At 43.3% G+C, this 18066-nt stretch carries 21 protein-coding genes and 2 riboswitches; of the genes, 8 read left to right on the forward strand and 13 right to left on the reverse strand.

Annotated features, from left to right (window positions below):
- Positions 1-281 precede the first annotated feature (281 nt).
- Positions 282-1094: a flagellar motor stator protein MotA gene (gene motA / locus ACMX2I_RS14425; protein WP_087990988.1), complete on the forward strand. Its 813-nt coding sequence runs from the start codon at positions 282-284 to the stop codon at positions 1092-1094.
- On the forward strand, positions 1066-1851 hold the full coding sequence (motB, locus tag ACMX2I_RS14430; protein WP_087990987.1) for a flagellar motor protein MotB: 786 nt from the start codon (positions 1066-1068) through the stop codon (positions 1849-1851). Before motA ends, motB begins: the two co-directional genes overlap by 29 nt.
- A 39-nt stretch (positions 1852-1890) precedes the next feature.
- Here the strand turns inward: motB and mhqR are convergent, their stop codons facing one another.
- Positions 1891-2328 carry a MarR family transcriptional regulator MhqR gene (gene mhqR / locus ACMX2I_RS14435; protein WP_087990986.1) on the reverse strand — a complete coding sequence of 146 codons (438 nt, stop codon included), beginning with the start codon at positions 2326-2328 and terminating at the stop codon, positions 1891-1893.
- 195 nt (positions 2329-2523) lie between these two features.
- On the opposite strand from mhqR, the gene kinD reads away from it, so the two are divergent.
- Positions 2524-4041, forward strand: a complete 1518-nt coding sequence (kinD, locus tag ACMX2I_RS14440) for a sporulation kinase KinD (RefSeq protein WP_202328600.1) — start codon at positions 2524-2526, stop codon at positions 4039-4041.
- A 27-nt stretch (positions 4042-4068) separates the two neighbouring features.
- Here the strand turns inward: kinD and ACMX2I_RS14445 are convergent, their stop codons facing one another.
- Positions 4069-4500: a hypothetical protein gene (locus tag ACMX2I_RS14445; protein WP_414957286.1), complete on the reverse strand. Its 432-nt coding sequence runs from the start codon at positions 4498-4500 to the stop codon at positions 4069-4071.
- Between the two features lie 85 nt (positions 4501-4585).
- A complete protein-coding gene (gene spo0E / locus ACMX2I_RS14450; protein ID WP_087990982.1) occupies positions 4586-4843 on the reverse strand; it encodes an aspartyl-phosphate phosphatase Spo0E in 258 nt (85 codons plus the stop codon).
- Positions 4844-5045: 202 nt separating this feature from the next.
- On the opposite strand from spo0E, the gene ACMX2I_RS14455 reads away from it, so the two are divergent.
- Complete coding sequence (locus ACMX2I_RS14455; protein WP_394714767.1) at positions 5046-5366, forward strand: YkvA family protein; 321 nt, start codon at positions 5046-5048, stop codon at positions 5364-5366.
- Between the two features lie 90 nt (positions 5367-5456).
- Here the strand turns inward: ACMX2I_RS14455 and mtnD are convergent, their stop codons facing one another.
- The 5 genes from mtnD to mtnE all read right to left on the reverse strand — a co-directional run bounded on the left by mtnD (position 5457) and on the right by mtnE (position 9936).
- Positions 5457-5993, reverse strand: a complete 537-nt coding sequence (gene mtnD / locus ACMX2I_RS14460) for an acireductone dioxygenase (protein ID WP_414957287.1) — start codon at positions 5991-5993, stop codon at positions 5457-5459.
- A 14-nt stretch (positions 5994-6007) separates the two neighbouring features.
- Positions 6008-6637 carry a methylthioribulose 1-phosphate dehydratase gene (locus ACMX2I_RS14465; RefSeq protein WP_414957288.1) on the reverse strand — a complete coding sequence of 210 codons (630 nt, stop codon included), beginning with the start codon at positions 6635-6637 and terminating at the stop codon, positions 6008-6010.
- On the reverse strand, positions 6595-7302 hold the full coding sequence (mtnX, locus tag ACMX2I_RS14470) for a 2-hydroxy-3-keto-5-methylthiopentenyl-1-phosphate phosphatase (protein ID WP_414957289.1): 708 nt from the start codon (positions 7300-7302) through the stop codon (positions 6595-6597). Before mtnX ends, ACMX2I_RS14465 begins: the two co-directional genes overlap by 43 nt.
- Positions 7299-8516: a 2,3-diketo-5-methylthiopentyl-1-phosphate enolase gene (gene mtnW, locus ACMX2I_RS14475; RefSeq protein ID WP_414957290.1), complete on the reverse strand. Its 1218-nt coding sequence runs from the start codon at positions 8514-8516 to the stop codon at positions 7299-7301. Before mtnW ends, mtnX begins: the two co-directional genes overlap by 4 nt.
- Positions 8517-8600: 84 nt before the next feature.
- A riboswitch (SAM riboswitch) is annotated at positions 8601-8701 on the reverse strand.
- A gap of 41 nt (positions 8702-8742) precedes the next feature.
- Positions 8743-9936 (reverse strand): methionine-glutamine aminotransferase, encoded by a 1194-nt coding sequence (mtnE, locus tag ACMX2I_RS14480; protein WP_414957291.1) that lies wholly within the window; start codon positions 9934-9936, stop codon positions 8743-8745.
- A 94-nt stretch (positions 9937-10030) separates the two neighbouring features.
- On the opposite strand from mtnE, the gene ACMX2I_RS14485 reads away from it, so the two are divergent.
- The 3 genes from ACMX2I_RS14485 (at position 10031) to mtnA (ending at position 13415) form a co-directional block, all read left to right on the forward strand.
- On the forward strand, positions 10031-10810 hold the full coding sequence (locus ACMX2I_RS14485; RefSeq protein ID WP_414957292.1) for a carbon-nitrogen family hydrolase: 780 nt from the start codon (positions 10031-10033) through the stop codon (positions 10808-10810).
- Positions 10811-10893: 83 nt separating this feature from the next.
- Positions 10894-11048, forward strand: a riboswitch (SAM riboswitch).
- A gap of 104 nt (positions 11049-11152) precedes the next feature.
- Complete coding sequence (gene mtnK, locus ACMX2I_RS14490; protein ID WP_414957293.1) at positions 11153-12346, forward strand: S-methyl-5-thioribose kinase; 1194 nt, start codon at positions 11153-11155, stop codon at positions 12344-12346.
- A 7-nt stretch (positions 12347-12353) separates the two neighbouring features.
- A complete protein-coding gene (gene mtnA, locus ACMX2I_RS14495) occupies positions 12354-13415 on the forward strand; it encodes an S-methyl-5-thioribose-1-phosphate isomerase (RefSeq protein WP_148963773.1) in 1062 nt (353 codons plus the stop codon).
- Between the two features lie 33 nt (positions 13416-13448).
- Here mtnA and ACMX2I_RS14500 read toward each other — a convergent pair whose 3' ends face one another.
- The 3 genes from ACMX2I_RS14500 to kinE all read right to left on the reverse strand — a co-directional run bounded on the left by ACMX2I_RS14500 (position 13449) and on the right by kinE (position 16375).
- Positions 13449-13574, reverse strand: a complete 126-nt coding sequence (locus ACMX2I_RS14500) for a hypothetical protein (protein WP_141113380.1) — start codon at positions 13572-13574, stop codon at positions 13449-13451.
- Between the two features lie 90 nt (positions 13575-13664).
- A complete protein-coding gene (locus tag ACMX2I_RS14505) occupies positions 13665-14162 on the reverse strand; it encodes a methylated-DNA--[protein]-cysteine S-methyltransferase (RefSeq protein WP_414957294.1) in 498 nt (165 codons plus the stop codon).
- Positions 14159-16375, reverse strand: a complete 2217-nt coding sequence (gene kinE, locus ACMX2I_RS14510) for a sporulation two-component system sensor histidine kinase KinE (protein ID WP_414957295.1) — start codon at positions 16373-16375, stop codon at positions 14159-14161. The genes ACMX2I_RS14505 and kinE overlap by 4 nt, the downstream gene beginning before the upstream one ends.
- A 251-nt stretch (positions 16376-16626) precedes the next feature.
- Here kinE and ACMX2I_RS14515 point away from each other — a divergent pair, with 251 nt between their 5' ends.
- Positions 16627-17649, forward strand: coding sequence for an acyltransferase family protein (locus ACMX2I_RS14515; protein ID WP_394714756.1), 1023 nt, complete (start codon positions 16627-16629; stop codon positions 17647-17649).
- Between the two features lie 40 nt (positions 17650-17689).
- On the opposite strand, the gene ACMX2I_RS14520 is transcribed toward ACMX2I_RS14515, so the two are convergent.
- Positions 17690-17860 carry a hypothetical protein gene (locus ACMX2I_RS14520; RefSeq protein ID WP_414957296.1) on the reverse strand — a complete coding sequence of 57 codons (171 nt, stop codon included), beginning with the start codon at positions 17858-17860 and terminating at the stop codon, positions 17690-17692.
- 2 nt (positions 17861-17862) lie between these two features.
- Complete coding sequence (locus tag ACMX2I_RS14525) at positions 17863-18018, reverse strand: hypothetical protein (RefSeq protein ID WP_087990970.1); 156 nt, start codon at positions 18016-18018, stop codon at positions 17863-17865.
- Between the last annotated feature and the right edge of the window lie 48 nt (positions 18019-18066).

Consider the following 18066-nt stretch of genomic DNA (forward strand, 5'->3'; position numbering starts at 1 on the left):
TTTCTTAAGGAGGGATGGAACATGTTTATATACAGTGAATATTTATTTCTATTATGTTATGAAAACCGTCTGAAGGACATCTTGCGAGCAAGCTGCCAATTTCAATACCGCTAAACCCGCGGGCTTTTCAATTTTTGAAAGGCCCCGTATTTGTTTATTTCTCCCTTCTATGCCTCTTCCTTGAATATTTCATGAACAAATTCACAATCTCCCTAAAGTTCCGGGTACCGAAACCGATATTAACCATAGACAAGCTAGAAAAAAAGGATTTGGTGAAAACTATGGATAAAACTTCGTTAATTGGTGTTATTCTTGCTTTTGTGGCATTGAGCGTGGGGATGGTTCTGAAAGGCGTCAGTTTCAGCGCGCTTGCAAACCCCGCTGCCATTTTAATTATTATCGCCGGGACAATCTCAGCAGTGGTCATTGCGTTCCCAACTAAAGAAATTAAAAAAGTGCCCGCGCTGTTCCAAGTGTTATTTAAGGAAAACAAACAGCTGACAATAGAGGAGCTTATTCCTATGTTCTCTGAATGGGCCCAGCTTGCTCGCCGCGAAGGCCTTCTTGCTTTAGAAGCGAGCATTGAAGATGTAGATGATGCTTTCCTGAAAAACGGGCTCAGCATGGCTGTTGACGGGCAAAGCGCGGAATTTATCAGAGATATCATGACAGAGGAAGTTGAAGCAATGGAGGACAGGCATCAGGCCGGAGCCGCTATTTTCACTCAGGCAGGAACGTATGCGCCGACACTTGGAGTACTCGGCGCTGTAATCGGACTGATCGCCGCCCTCTCTCATATGGATAACACAGATGAGCTTGGACACGCCATCAGTGCGGCCTTTGTTGCCACCCTTCTCGGTATCTTTACGGGGTATGTATTATGGCATCCTTTCGCAAATAAATTAAAACGAAAATCAAAACAAGAAGTAAAACTGCGTGAAGTCATGATCGAAGGCGTCCTGTCCGTACTTGAAGGACAAGCACCGAAAGTCATCGAACAAAAGCTTTTAATGTACCTTCCTGCGAAGGACCGCTTGAAATTTGCAGAACAAGGAGAGGCGCAAAATGGCGAGAAAAAAGAAGAAGAAGCATGAGGACGAGCACGTTGATGAATCATGGCTGGTTCCTTACGCCGATATTCTAACTCTTCTCCTGGCATTATTTATTGTGCTGTACGCGAGCAGCTCGATTGACGCAGGTAAGTTTCAAATGCTTTCAAAATCATTTAATGAAGTCTTTACGGGCGGCACCGGCGTGATGGACTACTCCAGTGTCATCCCTCCTGAAAACGATTCAGACGGAATTGATGAAGTGAAAGATGAAAAAGAAGAGAAAGAGAAAAACAAGAAAGATCGAGAAAAAGCGGCTGATCAAGAAGAACTTGAAAGTGTCAAGAGCCAGGTAGAAAAGTTCATCAAAGATAAAAAGCTCGAACATCAGCTGGAAACAAAATTGACTAGTGAAGGTCTTCTGATTACGATTAAAGACAGTATTTTCTTTGATTCTGGGAAAGCGACCATCCGTAAGGAAGATGTTCGGCTTGCAAAAGAGATTTCTACTCTTCTTGTGATTAACCCGCCGAGGAATATCATTATCAGCGGACATACGGATAATATGCCAATTAAAAATTCTGAATTCCAATCAAACTGGCATTTAAGCGTCATGAGAGCGGTAAACTTTATGGGACTCCTGGTTGAAAACCCTAAGCTTGACGCAAAAGTGTTCAGTGCCAAGGGCTATGGTGAGTATAAACCGGTGGCTTCCAACAAAACTGCGGAAGGCCGAAGCAAAAACCGGCGCGTTGAAGTTCTCATCTTGCCGAGAGGCGCTGCGGAAACAAATGAACAATAGAAAAAAAGGAAGCCTTGTGATAGATCAGGCTTCCTTTTTTTACTTATTATGAAACTGTTTTGCGTTTAATCCTACTCTTTTTAACATCTCTGTACACATCTCTACCTCTTCTTCGCTTAATACGCTGATCATTTCATCAATTTCCGCAGCGTGATCAGGAAAAATATCATTCAAAAGACCGGTGCCTTTTTCAGTGATTTGTGCAAATGTCACTCGTCTGTCTGTAGGAGACGCTTTCCGAATGAGGAGTTCTTTTTGCTCCAGCTTATCTACAACATATGTGATGCTCCCGCTAGCCAAGAGAATTTTATCCCCTATCTGCTGCAGCGGCTGATCGCCTTTATGGTACAACAGCTCAAGCACAGCAAATTCAGTCGGATTCAGCCCATGATTATGAATATGCTTATTCATATGATCGTTAATAGACCGATACGCGCGCGACAGCACGATAAATAACTTCAGTGATTTTTCTGTCATGTCTCAATCATCCTTTTAGAAACCGTTACAGAGAAACATTAATAAACAAAGACGGAAATGTCAATAAAAATCTTTCCAATATTTCTCTTCTTTTTGATCATGTAAGCCGCCCAACATCTTTTTCTAATTTTTTTGGTTATTTTTTCTTATTAAAGAAGAAGAAACAATGATATAATACCTCTAATCAGGTGTAAGTTGGAGCGATGCAAATTGAAAATACTAAAAGGCGCCTGCGGGAGAATCAAACTTTATTTGATACTGGTCGTGATTCCGGCACTCGTCATCAGCTTTTTCGTATATGAAAAAGAAAAAGATACAATAGCTATAGAACATAAGCAAGAAGCAAGTGTTATGCTGAACCTTCACCGCAACAAAATTAATTATTTAATCGGAGAAACAAAGGCGAGAATGACCTCCCTGTCCATCGCCATCGACAGACCGGTTGATATAAAAAAAATGCAGTCGATTTTGGAAAAAGCCTTTGATTCAGAGCCGAGATTTTCCGGTCTCTATCTTCTTAATACCAAAGGAGACGTCACTGCAAGTTCAACAGAATTAAAAACGAAAGTAAACCTGGCAGACAGATCTTTTTTTACAAAAGCGAAGGAAACCAAAAAGACAGTCATTTCAGAAAGTTATTCGAGCAGAATTACAGGCCAGCCAATTTTTACAATTTGTGTCCCTGTTTTGGACTCAAAACGAAATGTGACAGATTATCTTGTCGCAGCGATTCAAATTGATTATTTGAAAAATATCATTAACTTGCTGAGCCCTGATGTTTATATTGAAGTAGTGAACCAAGACGGGAAAATGATATTTACGAGCGGACAAGCCTCTCATGCAAAAGATCAGAAACCAGTCAGCGGATTTCTGGATGATATCAGCTGGAATATGAAAGTATATCCGAAGCCAGTCACAATAGAAGAACTGACGAAAAGCCTTGTTCTTCCACTATCATGTACTATTGTTCTGCTGAATATCCTTTTTATTCTCGTGCTGTATTATTTGCTGAAACGCCAGACTCAGCTGGAGCGCTCAGAAAATGAGGCGCAAAAATTAGAGCTGATCGGGACGCTTGCTGCCAGCACAGCTCATGAAATCCGCAATCCGCTCACCGGCATAAGCGGCTTTATTCAGCTGCTGCAAAAGAAATATAAAGGTGAAGAAGATCAGCTGTACTTCTCCATTATTGAACAAGAGATAAAGCGCATTAACCAAATTGTGAGTGAGTTTCTCGTTCTCGGAAAACCGACAGCTGAAAAATGGGAGCTGAACTCGCTTCAGGATATTATCGGTGAAATTATGCCGATTATCTATTCTGAGGGCAACCTATACAATGTTGAAGTCGAATTACAGTATTTAACCGGGCAGCCCTTACTTGTTAAATGTACAAAAGATCATATTAAACAAGTGATTTTAAATGTAGCAAAAAATGGCCTCGAATCAATGCCTGAGGGAGGAAAACTGACGATCTCCTTGGGTGCTTCGGATCAAAAGGCCATTATCAAAGTTGTGGATAACGGTGAAGGGATTTCTCAGGAAATGCTGGATCATATCTTCCTTCCCTTTGTTACTTCTAAAGAAAAAGGAACCGGTCTCGGCCTTGTCGTATGTAAACGGATCGTGCTGATGTACGGAGGCTCCATTCATATCGAAAGTGAAGTGCGGAGAGGTACAGAGGTGACGATCATCCTCCCCGTATCCGCTTCATAGCCCCCTTGACTGTGTCAGGAGGGCTTTTTACCTTCGTGACCGGGCATTGCCACTTGACTTGCTCGCCGTTCTGCCAGAAAAGAGTATTTTGATGAAGCGCAGCAGCATTTTCAGAAGCAAAAAAAACATAAAGAATACCAAAAAACCCTTTAAACCCTCAGTAGCATCTAAAAACTCCATATTCCCTCTCCCCGTCACTTTTTGCTGAATTTCAATCGCGAATACGATGACAATGATGACTGTAACGGTATAGATAAAGGACAAGGCTGTCATGCTCCACTTAGAAAGACAAGTAAACACAGCGTGAGTGACGCCGAAAAAGAAAATGCCAAAAATGCCAATCACCCAAAAGTGCATTTCTTTGTCGGTTAAATGAATGCCGAACATTCCGCATAATGAAATAAAAGCATCATGAAATTGATTGATCATTTCAGTAAGGATAATCGCCAGTTCTTTCATCAGTTCCCTCTTTCATATGAATTTTTCCAGAAAAAAAGAGCGCTTCTGAAAAGCTCTCTCTTTATATATGCATCTGATAGCGCCGCTATTTATTTGCATCATATGCAGGCATGACATCTCTGCGGGGCCACAAGCCTAATTTCTTTACAAGGCCTTGAATCCCTTGAGAATGTTCGTTTTCTAGCATAAGCTGCTGATATTCATTCATTAAACAGTCCAGCTCCTGACTGTGCCTGATCGTGTCATGGCCCGTAAATCCCTGTTTTCTAGCGGCATCTATCATTAACTTTCTTTTTTCATCAATAGACACCAACAATCTTTCTTGTTCAGAAGAACCGCCCATTCACTTCACCCCTCGCCGCTAAGAAATAGGAAACAAGTTTGATTGGGTTATTGTGCATTATTACAGATTATACTTTATTTGTAAACATATTTTCATTAAATAAGTTAAATTTTCAGGTATAATAGATTTATTGATAGGATTAGAAGAACAATACCCAGAGGAAGAATATCTTAAACACGCCGCCAGGCAGGAGGTATGCCACATGAAGAAAAAGAAAGCATTGATGCTCGGAGCGGCAGGCGGAAAAGCGATTTTAAAAAGGAAAAACCGAAAAAAATGTATCCAGCATATTACTGTTTTTTTTCAAATGCTTCGTGATTGGAGAAACGGCGACTACCCCCATTCACAGGTTAAAACGCTTTTACTTCTAACTGCTGCCATCTTGTATATCGTCATGCCGCTCGATATCATTCCAGACGTTATCTTCGGTCTTGGGATCATTGACGATGCAGCTGTTTTAGGTTTGATTTGGACACTGATTAAAAAAGAAATGTCACGATATGAAAAATGGCGTTTGCAATGAAAAAGCCCCGTTCGATTTGAAAGGGGCTTTCAGATTGTTGACAACATCCTAAAACGTTTTGAGTTTTAGGATGTTGTCCTCTTTTCCAGCTTATTGATTCACGCTGTCCTTTTCATAAATCGGAACCCAGCCTTCGGTTGTCACAAAGATTCTCACCGCGACAACTTTTCGGTCCTCCTGAAGCGTGAAGTAATGGCGGATATTTTCAGGCACTGAGATTAAATCTCCGGGGTTTAAACGGACATCAAAAAACGTGCCGTCTTTGCCTTGAATGACAAAAATCCCATGGCCGCTTACGATAAAACGGACCTCATCGTCTGTGTGGTGATGCTCTCTTTTAAAGTTCTCAAGCAGTTCATCAAGTTTCGGATTGCTGTCTGACAATGAAATAACATCCTGTGCTTTGTAGCCGCGGCGGTTTGAAATATCTTTAATTTCAGTTTCAAAGGCATCAAGGATTTGTTGTTTTTCTTCTTCTGCCAGATCATATTTCTCTGAAAGCTGTTCTGGGAGCTTACTCATATCCCATTGCTCATAAATGACCTCTTGACTGTCCAGAAAGCTTGCTACTTCCTCTTGATTTTCAATCGTTGTATTTGCCTCATCATGAATACGAATTGTTGCCATTTCAGTTCCTCCTTTTATTTAACCAGCTGATGCTGAATTGTGTTCAATTTCAAATGGTAGCTGAACAAAAATTCATATGCTTCAAGCACTCTTTTTGCTTCAAACGCTGTTCGGCCCCAAGCTGTAATACCGTGATTTCGGATTAGAACAGCTCCTGAATCTTCTGAAACCTCTTCCGCAAACAGTGCCGCGAGCGTCGGAATATGAGCTGGATTTTCAATGATCGGAATGGTCACTTCTGCACTCTCTTCCCACAGTCCGAGCGCTTTTATGATTTCCTGGCCTCTGAATGTGATTTTCTTTTGGTCTCCGTATAGCTCTGAGATGACATTATTGTTTATCGTATGGACGTGCAGGCAGCATCCTGCATTGGTTTTATTGTACAAATGTGTATGCAAAAGCGTTTCCGCTGACGGTTTCAGAGAATGCCCGCTTTCGGCAGGCTCTCCGTTTTGATCCACCAGCAGAAAATCTTCACCCGTCTCTTTGCGTTTATCTTTTCCGCTTGCGGTTACGAGAAAGGTTAAAGGCTCATCAGAAACCTTAATAGACAGATTGCCGCTAGTCGCCGGAAACCAGTCTCTTTCGGCCAATTCCCGTTTTACTTCAGCGAGCTCTCGCCAGCGTTCTTGTTTTGCAGCCATTCCTGTACCTCCGTTACGTTCTCAATATCTTTTCTAATCTCATAAAATTCTTGATACGGGAGATGATTCAGATTTCGCTCCCGGCATTCGTTTAATAAATAATCCCTTGCAAAGCAAAGGTCAGACAGCTTTGCCGCCTCGACATCTGTAACCGAGTCACCGATCATGATGAGATATTGGTCCGGTTCAGAAAGTTCATGTATTACCGACGGTTTGCAACACCCGCATTGATTGCTGCATGATCCTTTGCAAGAATGAGGCCAGTCAATATGAATATAGTCGCTGTCAAATGACGCATGGTTGCAATAAATACGCTCTTTCTCCACAATGCCTTCAAGCAAAGGATACACAAAAAAGTCCATTCCTCCGCTTACGACATAAAACGGAAGCTCGTGCTCATTGATAAACGCTACAAATTCCCGAAAACCTTCCCTGATTTTTGCATCTTCCAATACAAATCTTGTAATCTCTTCTTTTAAACTGCTAGGCAGAAGGCCGAACATCCGCCCGACACCTTCCTTGATCGACAGCGTTTTGGAAAGGACGCCGTCTTTTAATGCCGTCCACTCCGGGGGAGCGAATGTTTTCATGATGCTTATAATGTTGTCGTTTCTCGTGATGGTTCCGTCAAAATCACAAATGATTAAAGGTTTTCGGGTCGTCATACGGCTTCAACCTTTCCCCATTTATCAAGCGCAAGCTTTAGATCCTTGCATTGTTCGGCTTTTTCATCAATCGGCTGGGCTTCTAAGACCGCATCAATAATGGCTCTGAACGCTTTGCCCCCGCCTTGGGCGCCGTTCGGATGTCCGTGTACGCCCCCACCGGCGTTAATTATATGATCTATGCCGAAATCCCGCATTAAAAGCGGAACCATACCGGGATGAATGCCTGCTGACGGAACGGCAAATGTTTGGTTAAAGGCATCCTCTCTTACACATTCTTCATGAATCGCCAGCGCATGTTCTTTCGGAAGCGCAACCGAGCCGTATGGCGACGGAAAGAGACTGAAGTCAGCACCGCAATACCGGTTTAATTTTCCGAGCAAAAGAGCGTGAGAAAAGCCATAAAACGGAGAAGATGTGAACGCCCCGCTGACCGCTGGATGCGCCATAATCGGGATCGCAATTTCGGGATCTTCCGCAAGGCTTTGCATGACGTCCAAGCCGTAAGCGAAAACATTAAACAAAAGCGCATCCGCTCCTAATTCGGCGGCGCGTCTCGCTTTATCTTTCAGATCAGCCGTACGTCCAGTCAAATTGACCGCATACAGCGTTTTATGCCCGGTTTGTTCATACGTTTCTTTCAATATTTGCTTTCCCTCTGTAATTCTTGTTTCAAAAGGCGCCAGACCTGTCTCAAAGAAAATTTCATCGTCCTTGATCAAGTCAACTCCGCCAAGCGCCTGCTGTCTGAGCTGTTCTTTAATATCACTCAAGTCCCTTCCGATAACCCCTTTAAATATGCTCATTAACAGCGGTCTCTCAAATTCCCCCAGCAACTTCCGGATGCCGTATACGCCAAACTTCGGTCCCGGCAGTGTGCGCTTAAATGCTTCAGAGAAGTGAAGATCGAGTAATTTGATTTTTCCGTCCAGCGACAGCTTGCCAAACACTGTTGTCAGCAAAGCCGGAATATCCGGAGAGAAATTGATTTCAGGATAGGCGATTGTGATCACCGCTTGTTTTCCTGATGCAGGAGTTCCCTCTCTTTCCTCGACCTTTATCACCCGTCCCTTGTGCTTTTGCATTTGCTCCTGTTTCACCAAGGGCAAATCCGTCCAAGAGCCAACTGTCAATCCTGTTGCGATTTGTTCTGCTTTTTTCTCTGTATCGGCTCCCGGTTCGGTCAGGAGATATGTTGCCAATAACTCACTCATGCCAGAGCTCCTTTCATTTTCATCCATATAAAAAAACCTCTTCAAACAGCAATCGCGTCTAAAGAGGTTTCGTTTCTCGTCCGAATCTTATCTCTCAGCCGCCAGCTGCAAGAATTAGCACCGTGCTTTACAAGTCGGTTGCCGGGCTTCATCGGGCTCGTCCCTCTGCCTGCTCTTGATAAGAAAATATAGATTTTATAAATTATTTCGAATTATCCCATCGTTATCAGGTCTTGTCAATGCTTTTTTGGGTAAACAGGTTCAGTTTCCCAATTCGATAAGCGGCTTCCTTCAGTCTTTCTTCACTTGTCAGCAGCCCGACTCGGACGTAGCCCTCGCCATATTCACCGAAGCCATTTCCGGCTGCAACCGCCACATTTGCTTTTTCAAGCAAAAGGTTTGAGAACTGCTCGGAAGTATAGCCTTCAGGCACAGGCAGCCATGCAAAAAATGAACCTGCCGGAGCTGTCACATCCCAGCCGATTTTCCGGCATGACGCGATCCAAACGTTTCGCCTGCTTTCATATCGGGCATTTTGCTCCGCCACACACGTCTGATCAGCTAACAGTGCCGCCGCTGCAGCCTCCTGAGTCGCTCTGAAAAGACTGACAAACATATGGTCTTGATACAGATTGATCGCTTCAATGACCGAAGCGTTTCCAACGGCAAAGCCGACCCGCCACCCTGCCATATTATACGTTTTTGACAGCGTGTAAATTTCAATGCCAATATCCTTGGCACCTTCAGTCTGCAAAAAACTTAAAGGCTTTCCGCCGTCAAATCCTACAGCGCCGTAAGCAAAATCGTGAACGACACAGACCCCGTTTTCTTTCGCAAAACTCACGGTTTCTTCAAAGAAGTCAGGGGTAGCAACGGCTCCGGTCGGATTATTCGGATAATTCAAATACATCAATTTCGCCTGTTCCCTCACTTCAGCGGTGATGCTGCTGTAATCAGGAAGAAACGCTCTGTCCTTTACGAGCGGCATCATTTCCATCTTCGCTTTTGCGAGTGTCACACCTGACCAGTAATCAGGATAGCCCGGATCCGGAACTAAAATCGTATCTCCGGGATTAAGCAAGCATTGCGGGAGCTCAACCAGACCGGCTTTCCCGCCGAATAATACAGCGACTTCAGTTTCCGGGTCAAGATCAATGCCGTATTCTCTTTTATAAAATGCTGCCGCTGCTGATTTCAGACTGTATGAGCCGCGGAAAGACGAGTATTTATGATTTTCAGGATCAGCAACAGCCCGTTTCATTTCCTCGACGATATGTTCCGGAGTCGGCTGATCCGGATTTCCCTGTCCGAGATTGATGACGTCGTGTCCTTCTGCGAGCTTTCGGTTCACTTGCTGCACCAAAGAAGCGAAGAATTGTTGAGGCAGCTCCTTCAATACATCAGATTGTTCAAATTTCATCTATTCTCACCTTCTAAAAAAATCTTGAAATGATAGTCCATCATCATATATGGTTAAATAAAAAAAGTAAAGAAAAATGTGGAGTGATAAAAAGATGAAATGGACGATATCTTGTCTTCAATTTGATATTTCATACGGAAAACCTTCAGAAAATATAAAAAAGGCTGAATTCTTCATCGAAAAAGAAAGCAAACATGCTGACGTTCTTGTTCTTCCTGAACTATGGACAACCGGATATGACTTGGCCAACCTTGATGAGCTCGCTGATGAAGACGGACGTTCTGCTCAGAGCTGGCTGAAGAATACGGCAAAAAAACATGGCGTTCATATTATCGCCGGATCGGTTGCTGTCAGAAAGGATTCTGATGTTTATAATACAATGTACATCGCGGATAAGGAAGGACAAATCATTAAAGAGTACAGGAAAGCCCATCTTTTTCAGCTGATGGATGAGCATGTGTATTTATCAGCCGGTTCCGAAGACGGATACTTTGAGCTTGATGGCGTCAAAAGCTCAGGATTGATCTGTTACGATATCCGTTTTCCGGAGTGGATCAGAAAACATACGACAAAAGGTGCCAACGTGCTGTTTATTTCTGCGGAATGGCCTCTTCCCCGCCTTGATCATTGGAAAAGCCTGCTTATTGCGCGGGCCATTGAAAATCAATGCTTTATCGCTGCCTGCAATTGCACCGGTTCAAATCCAAATAATGAATTTGCCGGGCATAGCCTCATTATTGATCCGTGGGGGCGCGTCCTAGCTGAAGGCGGCCGGGAAGAAGGCGTTGTCCGAGCGGCAATCGACCTTCTGGAAAGCGTTAAGGTGCGGGAAAACATTCCTGTTTTCGATGATATCAGAAAAGATTTATATTAAAAAATAGATTGACAATTTACTTAAACACCTGTTACTATGTTCATCAACTGATAAATTAGAATTGTTTAACAAGTAAATATATTCTCTTATCGAGAGTTGGGCGAGGGATTGGCCTTTTGACCCCAACAGCAACCGACCGTAATTCCATTGTGAAATGGGGCGCATCTTTTTCGCGCCGAGACGCTCGTCTCTTAAGGCACGGTGCTAATTCCATCAGATTTGATCTGAGAGATAAGAGAGGCGGACATATATGTTAAGCCTCCTTCTCTCTGAGAAGGAGGCTTTTTTACGGCCATTCAGCTGAAAACATATCAAGAGATTACATAATTGGAGGTTATGACAATGGCAGTCACAAAAACACCTTTATACGAAACGTTAAATGAAAGCTCCGCTGTGGCACTTGCGGTGAAGCTTGGCTTATTTCCAAGCAAAAGCACGCTGACATGCCAGGAGATCGGAGACGGCAACTTAAATTACGTTTTTCATATTTATGATCAAACACATGACAGAGCTTTGATTATTAAACAGGCGGTTCCTTATGCAAAAGTTGTCGGAGAAAGCTGGCCGCTGACAATCGATCGAGCCAGAATCGAAAGCAGCGCCCTCATCCGCCAAGGCGAGCATGTCCCTCATCTGGTTCCAAGAGTGTTTTATTCCGATACAGAAATGGCAGTTACTGTCATGGAGGATCTTTCTCACTTAAAAATCGCAAGAAAAGGACTCATTGAGGGCGAAAACTATCCGCGCCTGTCACAGCACATCGGTGAATTTTTAGGAAAGACCCTTTTCTATTCTTCAGATTACGCGCTTGAACCTAAGGTAAAAAAACAGCTTGTTAAGCAGTTTACAAACCCGGAGCTGTGCGACATTACGGAAAGACTTGTTTTTACAGATCCCTTCTTTGACCATGACACAAATGATTTTGAAGAAGAGCTTCGTCCTTTTGTCGAAAAGCTCTGGAATAATGACAATGTCAAAATCGAAGCCGCTAAACTGAAAAAGTGTTTTTTAACATCAGCAGAAACGCTGATTCACGGTGATTTGCACACAGGAAGCATTTTCGCCAGCGAACTTGAAACAAAGGTGATTGATCCTGAATTTGCTTTTTACGGACCGATCGGATTTGATATAGGCCAATTTATCTCCAACTTATTTTTGAACGCACTCGGCCGTGACGGTGATGACAGAGAGCCATTATATCACCATGTCGAGCAGGTCTGGGAAGCATTTCAAGAGACATTCACTGAAGCCTGGGAGAGGGACAGTCTGGATGTTTACGCCAACATCGACGGTTACCTTACTGACACCCTCAGTCATATTTTTGAAGAGGCGATCGGATTTGCAGGCTGCGAGCTGATACGCCGCGCGATTGGCCTTGCCCATGTGGCTGATCTGGAAACGATCGTGCCGTTTGATAAACGAATCGGCAGAAAACGTTTGGCGCTCGAAACCGGCACAGCCTTTATCGAAAAGCGTTCGGAATTCAAAACGATCACAGATGTTATTGAATTATTTAAGTTACTTGTAAAGGAATGATCTATTTATGCCCCATTCATTTGCTGTTCCGCGTTCTGTTGAGTGGAAAGAAACAGCCATTACCATTTTAAATCAGCAAAAGCTTCCTGATGTGACGGAATATGTGGAGCTGACGACGAAAGAGGATGTATTTAACGCCATTGTCACGCTCAAAGTAAGAGGCGCTCCCGCCATCGGCATTACGGCTGCCTTTGGACTTGCGCTTGCTGCAAAAGACATTGAAACAGGTGATGTCACGGAATTCCGCCGCAGACTGTGTGACATCAAACAGTATTTAAACAGCTCACGGCCTACCGCCATTAATTTATCTTGGGCGCTTGAGAGACTGAGCCATTCGATCGAAAACGCCATTTCAGTAAATGAAGCAAAAACAAACCTTGTCCATGAAGCGATTCAAATTCAGGTCGAGGATGAGGAAACGTGCCGGATGATCGGTCAAAACGCCCTGCAGCTTTTCAAAAAAGGCGACCGGATTATGACGATCTGCAATGCCGGTTCTATCGCGACAAGCCGCTATGGAACGGCACTCGCTCCATTTTACTTGGCCAAACAAAAGGATTTGGGACTGCATATTTACGCTTGTGAAACAAGGCCCGTCCTTCAAGGTTCACGACTTACTGCGTGGGAGCTGATGCAGGGGGGCATTGATGTCACTTTGATCACAGACAGCATGGCCGCCCACACGATGAAGGAAAAACAAATTTCCGCCGTCATCGTCGGAGCCGATCGAATTGCAAAGAACGGTGATACGGCAAATAAAATTGGAACATACGGTCTCGCGATTTTAGCAAACGCCTTTGATATTCCGTTTTTTGTCGCTGCACCATTATCTACATTTGATACGAAAGTGAAAAGCGGCGCTGATATTCCGATAGAGGAACGGGATCCTGAGGAAGTGAGGCAGATTTCCGGAGTGCGGACCGCTCCATCTGATGTGCCTGTCTTTAACCCCGCTTTTGACATTACACCGCATCATCTCATTTCGGGAATCATCACAGAAAAAGGGATTATGAGCGATAACTATGAAGAAGAAATTGAACATCTGTTTCAAGGGGAAAAGGTTCACTAAAAAACCGCTGGGCTTTGCTCATTATGGGCCAAGTCAACGGTTTTTTTGTTTGTTTTGATTGATATGAATGATTTCATCTTTTTGAGCGCTTGATAAGATATGCAGTTTCACAAACAGTTCGGCAAAAGCGGCAATTTTTTCAGAGCGGCTCGGCTTCAATGGCTTTGTCCTCCTTTTTCGTCAGACCAACTTTTTTAACCTAATAAAATGATATGTCGGGCCGCAAAAAAAGGGAACGTGCCATACGTTTTATTTTTCTTTGTAGGAAATTTGCTCGATGTTCAGCAAAAATGCTTTGATATCGGTTTTGCTCCCGGCGTATCCTGTTAACGCGCTGTTTTTGCCGATCACTCTGTGGCACGGGACAAAAATCGGCAGGTCATTTCGTTTATTAGCCTGTCCGACGGCGCGCACCGCTTTCGGACTGCCGATCGCAGCGGCAATGTCAGCATAGCTTCTCGATTCTCCGTATGGTATCATCGCCAGCGCTTCCCATACTTTTCGCTGAAAGGGAGTGCCCTTTTGGCTCAGCGGCAGTGAGAATGTCTTTCTTTCGCCGGCAAAATATTCATGAAGCTGTTTTTTCGCTTCCGCCAAACAAGGCGTTTCCTTGTGCTCTATATGCTGAACGGTTTCTTTCCAATCCATCCAATCTTCCTGACTGAGAAATAGGCGGGTGATATGGCCATCCGCCTCGGCAATCATAAATTCCCCGAGCGGCGTTTCCGCTGTCGTATAGTAGTTCACTCTTCAATCCCTCTTTCTTGAGCATTCTGTCTGACGGGAAGCGTAAGGTGGAAAACCGTGCCCTTCCCTTCTTCACTTTCTACCATGATCTCGCCTTGATGTTCTTCAATAATTTTATAGCTTACCATAAGCCCAAGTCCAGTTCCCCGTTCCTTTGTCGTATAAAACGGTTCACCAAGGCGTTTTAATTTATCTTCTGTCATTCCGACTCCCTCGTCTTTTAAGGAGATGAGAACATGATCTTGATCCAATGTCCTTATCGTCACAAAAATGTTTCCGCCGTCGGGCATCACTTCGATGGCATTTTTTAATATATTGATAAATACTTGTTTCAGCTGATTCGGTTCACAGTAGATCGGAGGAATGTCGTCAATTAAATCAAGATGCATTTGCACGTTGCTGAGATTGGCTTGCGCGTTCAGAAGGTCTATGGTGTCTCTCATAATTTGGGTGATATGTTTTTCTTCATACATAATGGCCTGGGGCTTGGCTAAAATCAAGAATTCGGTGATGATGGATTCAATGCGCTTTAGTTCTGAGGTGATCACGTTGAAGTAAAGGGTGTAGTCTTCCTCCACACTTCCTTTCAGGAGCTGAATAAAGCCTTTAAGTGCTGTCATCGGATTTCTGATTTCATGAGCGATGCCGGCAGCGAGTTCGCCGACAACATGAAGGGTATCCGACTTGCGCAGGCGTTCCTCCAGCTCTTTTCGCTCCGTTACGTCTTTAAAGATAGCCAGGTTCATATTTTGAATGATATTTCGTTTAAATGAGAATTCCAGTTTTCTATTGTCGCTGCCGCTCAGCAAAAATGGAATTTCGTTGTCCATTTCATCAAAATTAATCTGCCTTGCCGGTGATGCAAGATTTTCTATTTCATACGAAGAAATAATATCTAACAGGCTGTGCTTTTTTATCTCTTCATGAGACAGGCCTAAAATATGGCTTGCTAACGGGTTGGCGTCGATGATCCTGTATTGATTGTCGAACAATACATTGCCGTCCATTGAGCCGTTGAACACTTTTCTGAATTTCAGCTCGCTTTCCCGAAGCTCCTTTTCCATACGTTTTCTGTCGCTGACATTTCTTAAAATCGTCAAATGCTGGTTTTCGAGTATGGTCCGCTTTGAAGTAAATTCGAGTTCTTTGAACTGCCCGTTCCCCATTTGAAACAGCAGCTCTTCTCTGATCTCTCCGTATTTTGCGTATTTCCTCTTCGTTATGCTGTATTTCCGCTGCGAGTCAACGAGAAAATCACACACCTTTCGTTTCAGCAGCAAATTCATCGGCAGCTCAAAGATTTTACAGGCGGACTGATTCGCCTTCACGATTCTTCCGTCATTTGACCAGATGATAATGGCGTCCATCGCATTTTCAAATATTTCTCTGAAGCGCTCCTCGCTTTTAAAGAGCTGCAGCTCCATAGACCGCTTCTCAGTAATATCTCTCATAATGGACATATAAAAACCGCTGATGATGTTTGATGTGATCGTGAATTCAAATAGCTTTTGGACTCCTGAACGAAGCTTGACGGGCAGCTCCCCCTTCGCTTTTCCCTTGCGGTTGAGCGTCTTCCAAATATTATCAAAATCTTTACGTGAGCCGCTGTCTATGAATTTGTACAACGATAAATGAGACAGTTCATTTTGATTGATTTCAAAACTTTTACAGAAAGACAAATTCGCATCAATAAAACCGCCATCTTTATCAAACAGAACGATTCCGTCAACAGCTCTGTCAAACAAGTCCTTAAAAAGCTGTTCATTCATAGAGAATTCCCGCTCTAGAATCTTCTTGGAAGATATGTCTCTCATGACAACAAAAAAGAAATCCTCGCCAATCCCTCTTTTGGCCAGAAACTCTATGTATTTAGTCGCTCCGCCATCAAGCCTGACCGGCACCTCCTTCCATAGGAAACCTTTCTTAAAAAACTTCTTTACAGCAAGATTCAGTTCATCCTTTGGGATAGAAAACAAAAAATCCAAAACGGAGCGAGTCTTCAAATCCTCCGAATCAACTTGAAGCATCCTTTCTGTGGCTTCATTCGCCTGAACGATTCTCAATTCATTATCACATATAAAAATAGCATCGAGCGTATTGTTGACAATCACTTGATGCTGATCTAACTCCTTTTTCAGCCGTGCATTTTCTTCTTTGATTCGCTTCAGTTCTTCCCGCAGCTCTGAATTTGTCTGGACATCAAGAGTTCCCATGCGTGTACACTCCTTCTTCAAAACCTATCCCTCAATATTTCTACAAAATGCAGGAACTTCCTTCATTTGCCCTATAAATTTCAGTAAATTTCAGCGCGGTTACATAACGAAGACATTTTCTACGATCCTTACCTCCACTTTACATCGACCTAACAATCAGCTGTTTTTCAATTCATTTTTCTTCTTTTATTTTAAAATATAAACCACCAGGGAATAATCTCTTAATGACTGATTAAAGAGAAGGTGATGCTATGAGTAAATCGCGGGACAGTTATTTTGATAATGCCAAATTCTTATTGATATTCCTTGTTGTATTCGGCCATATTCTTCGTTCTTTTATTCATGATAACAACTTTATGCTCTACCTTTACAAGTTCATTTACACATTCCACATGCCTGCCTTTATTCTTGTTTCCGGTTATTTTGCGAAAGGCTTTAAACGCGCTGGATATGTGAAAAAGCTGGCGGTCAAGCTGATTATTCCGTATTTGATTTTCCAAATCATCTATTCCGTCTTTTATTACATGATGCAAGACGAAAGCATGGCAAATGTGAATCCGATTGATCCGCAATGGTCGTTATGGTTTCTCGTAAGCTTATTCTTTTGGAACCTGCTGCTTTATCCTTTTTCAAAGCTTTCAAAGCTGTGGGCGCTGTTTGTCAGCTGCGGCATTGCCGTGCTGATCGGTTATCTAGACTTTGTCAGCAGCACGCTGAGCTTGTCACGGACATTTGTATTCTTACCGATGTTCCTTGTCGGGTTTTATCTGAATAAACACCATTTTGATTTATTGAGATCAAAACGGGGCAAACAAATTGCACTCGGGGTGCTTGCCGCCGTATTCGTCATCTGCTGGGGCGTCGACTTTGACTATTCTTTTCTGTTCGGCTCTAAACCGTATTCTTCATTTGGAGACGTTACCTTGGCAAGCGGGCTTTCCCGAATTGGCTGGTATGTACTCGCCTTTGCGGCAACCTTCAGCTTTTTAGCGCTTGTTCCGCAAAAACGGTTTTTCTTTACGAAATGGGGAACCCGGACATTTTACGTGTATTTGCTCCACGGGTTTATTATTAAAACGCTGAGACAGGTCGGGCTTGAGGATGGGCTTACTGACTATCAAAACTTAGTGATTCTCTTACTCTTAACAGCAGCCCTGACATCAGTACTCTCAAGCAATTTTGTTAAGACAGTTGCTCAGCCCTTCATTGAGCTGAGAATGACCAGCTTATCGCAATTTGTCAGAGGAACCGGCAAAAATGCTTATTTAAAATAGAAAAGCGCCTCTTAAGCGGACGCCGCCTAAGAGGTCTTTTTTATTTTCGTTTGTTCTCTTTTTTCTTTTCAGGCTTTGTGATTTCTAGCGTTTCGATAATCTTCCCGGCATTGTAATCCCCTAATTCACTTGAGAATTCTTCCTCCAGCACCTTCTTATTCATTGGCTTTTTATGATTTTGCATCTCTCTGCTATGACGGTTTCTCTTCAAAATCACATGCCTCCTTGCCGGCCCTGTTTGGAATTGCGGTTGGCGCCCCTAAAATTCGGGTTGTCATGATATTGTGTCTTATATGAATTTGGATCCATGCTCTCGGTAGGTGTATTGTTATTTTTAATGGCCTCATCCACTTCGGCTTTGCGCTTCATACGAATCCTCCTCGCCTGTTTTTCAGACATTTGATTTCGCTAAAGATG

The organism is Bacillus sp. SW14 (assembly GCF_047608225.1).
Taxonomy (GTDB): Bacteria; Bacillota; Bacilli; order Bacillales; family Bacillaceae; genus Bacillus; species Bacillus subtilis_G.

What these genes read in the sequence shown, in the direction of transcription:
- motA (WP_087990988.1), top strand. Translation starts at nt 282, where the DNA reads ATGGATAAAACTTCGTTAATTGGTGTTATTCTTGCTTTTGTGGCATTG.
- motB (WP_087990987.1), top strand. Translation starts at nt 1,066, where the DNA reads ATGGCGAGAAAAAAGAAGAAGAAGCATGAGGACGAGCACGTTGATGAA.
- mhqR (WP_087990986.1), bottom strand. Translation starts at nt 2,328, where the DNA reads ATGACAGAAAAATCACTGAAGTTATTTATCGTGCTGTCGCGCGCGTAT.
- ACMX2I_RS14445 (WP_414957286.1), bottom strand. Translation starts at nt 4,500, where the DNA reads ATGAAAGAACTGGCGATTATCCTTACTGAAATGATCAATCAATTTCAT.
- spo0E (WP_087990982.1), bottom strand. Translation starts at nt 4,843, where the DNA reads ATGGGCGGTTCTTCTGAACAAGAAAGATTGTTGGTGTCTATTGATGAA.
- ACMX2I_RS14455 (WP_394714767.1), top strand. Translation starts at nt 5,046, where the DNA reads ATGAAGAAAAAGAAAGCATTGATGCTCGGAGCGGCAGGCGGAAAAGCG.
- mtnD (WP_414957287.1), bottom strand. Translation starts at nt 5,993, where the DNA reads ATGGCAACAATTCGTATTCATGATGAGGCAAATACAACGATTGAAAAT.
- ACMX2I_RS14465 (WP_414957288.1), bottom strand. Translation starts at nt 6,637, where the DNA reads ATGGCTGCAAAACAAGAACGCTGGCGAGAGCTCGCTGAAGTAAAACGG.
- mtnX (WP_414957289.1), bottom strand. Translation starts at nt 7,302, where the DNA reads ATGACGACCCGAAAACCTTTAATCATTTGTGATTTTGACGGAACCATC.
- mtnW (WP_414957290.1), bottom strand. Translation starts at nt 8,516, where the DNA reads ATGAGTGAGTTATTGGCAACATATCTCCTGACCGAACCGGGAGCCGAT.
- mtnE (WP_414957291.1), bottom strand. Translation starts at nt 9,936, where the DNA reads ATGAAATTTGAACAATCTGATGTATTGAAGGAGCTGCCTCAACAATTC.
- ACMX2I_RS14485 (WP_414957292.1), top strand. Translation starts at nt 10,031, where the DNA reads ATGAAATGGACGATATCTTGTCTTCAATTTGATATTTCATACGGAAAA.
- mtnK (WP_414957293.1), top strand. Translation starts at nt 11,153, where the DNA reads ATGGCAGTCACAAAAACACCTTTATACGAAACGTTAAATGAAAGCTCC.
- mtnA (WP_148963773.1), top strand. Translation starts at nt 12,354, where the DNA reads ATGCCCCATTCATTTGCTGTTCCGCGTTCTGTTGAGTGGAAAGAAACA.
- kinE (WP_414957295.1), bottom strand. Translation starts at nt 16,375, where the DNA reads ATGGGAACTCTTGATGTCCAGACAAATTCAGAGCTGCGGGAAGAACTG.
- ACMX2I_RS14515 (WP_394714756.1), top strand. Translation starts at nt 16,627, where the DNA reads ATGAGTAAATCGCGGGACAGTTATTTTGATAATGCCAAATTCTTATTG.
- ACMX2I_RS14525 (WP_087990970.1), bottom strand. Translation starts at nt 18,018, where the DNA reads ATGAAGCGCAAAGCCGAAGTGGATGAGGCCATTAAAAATAACAATACA.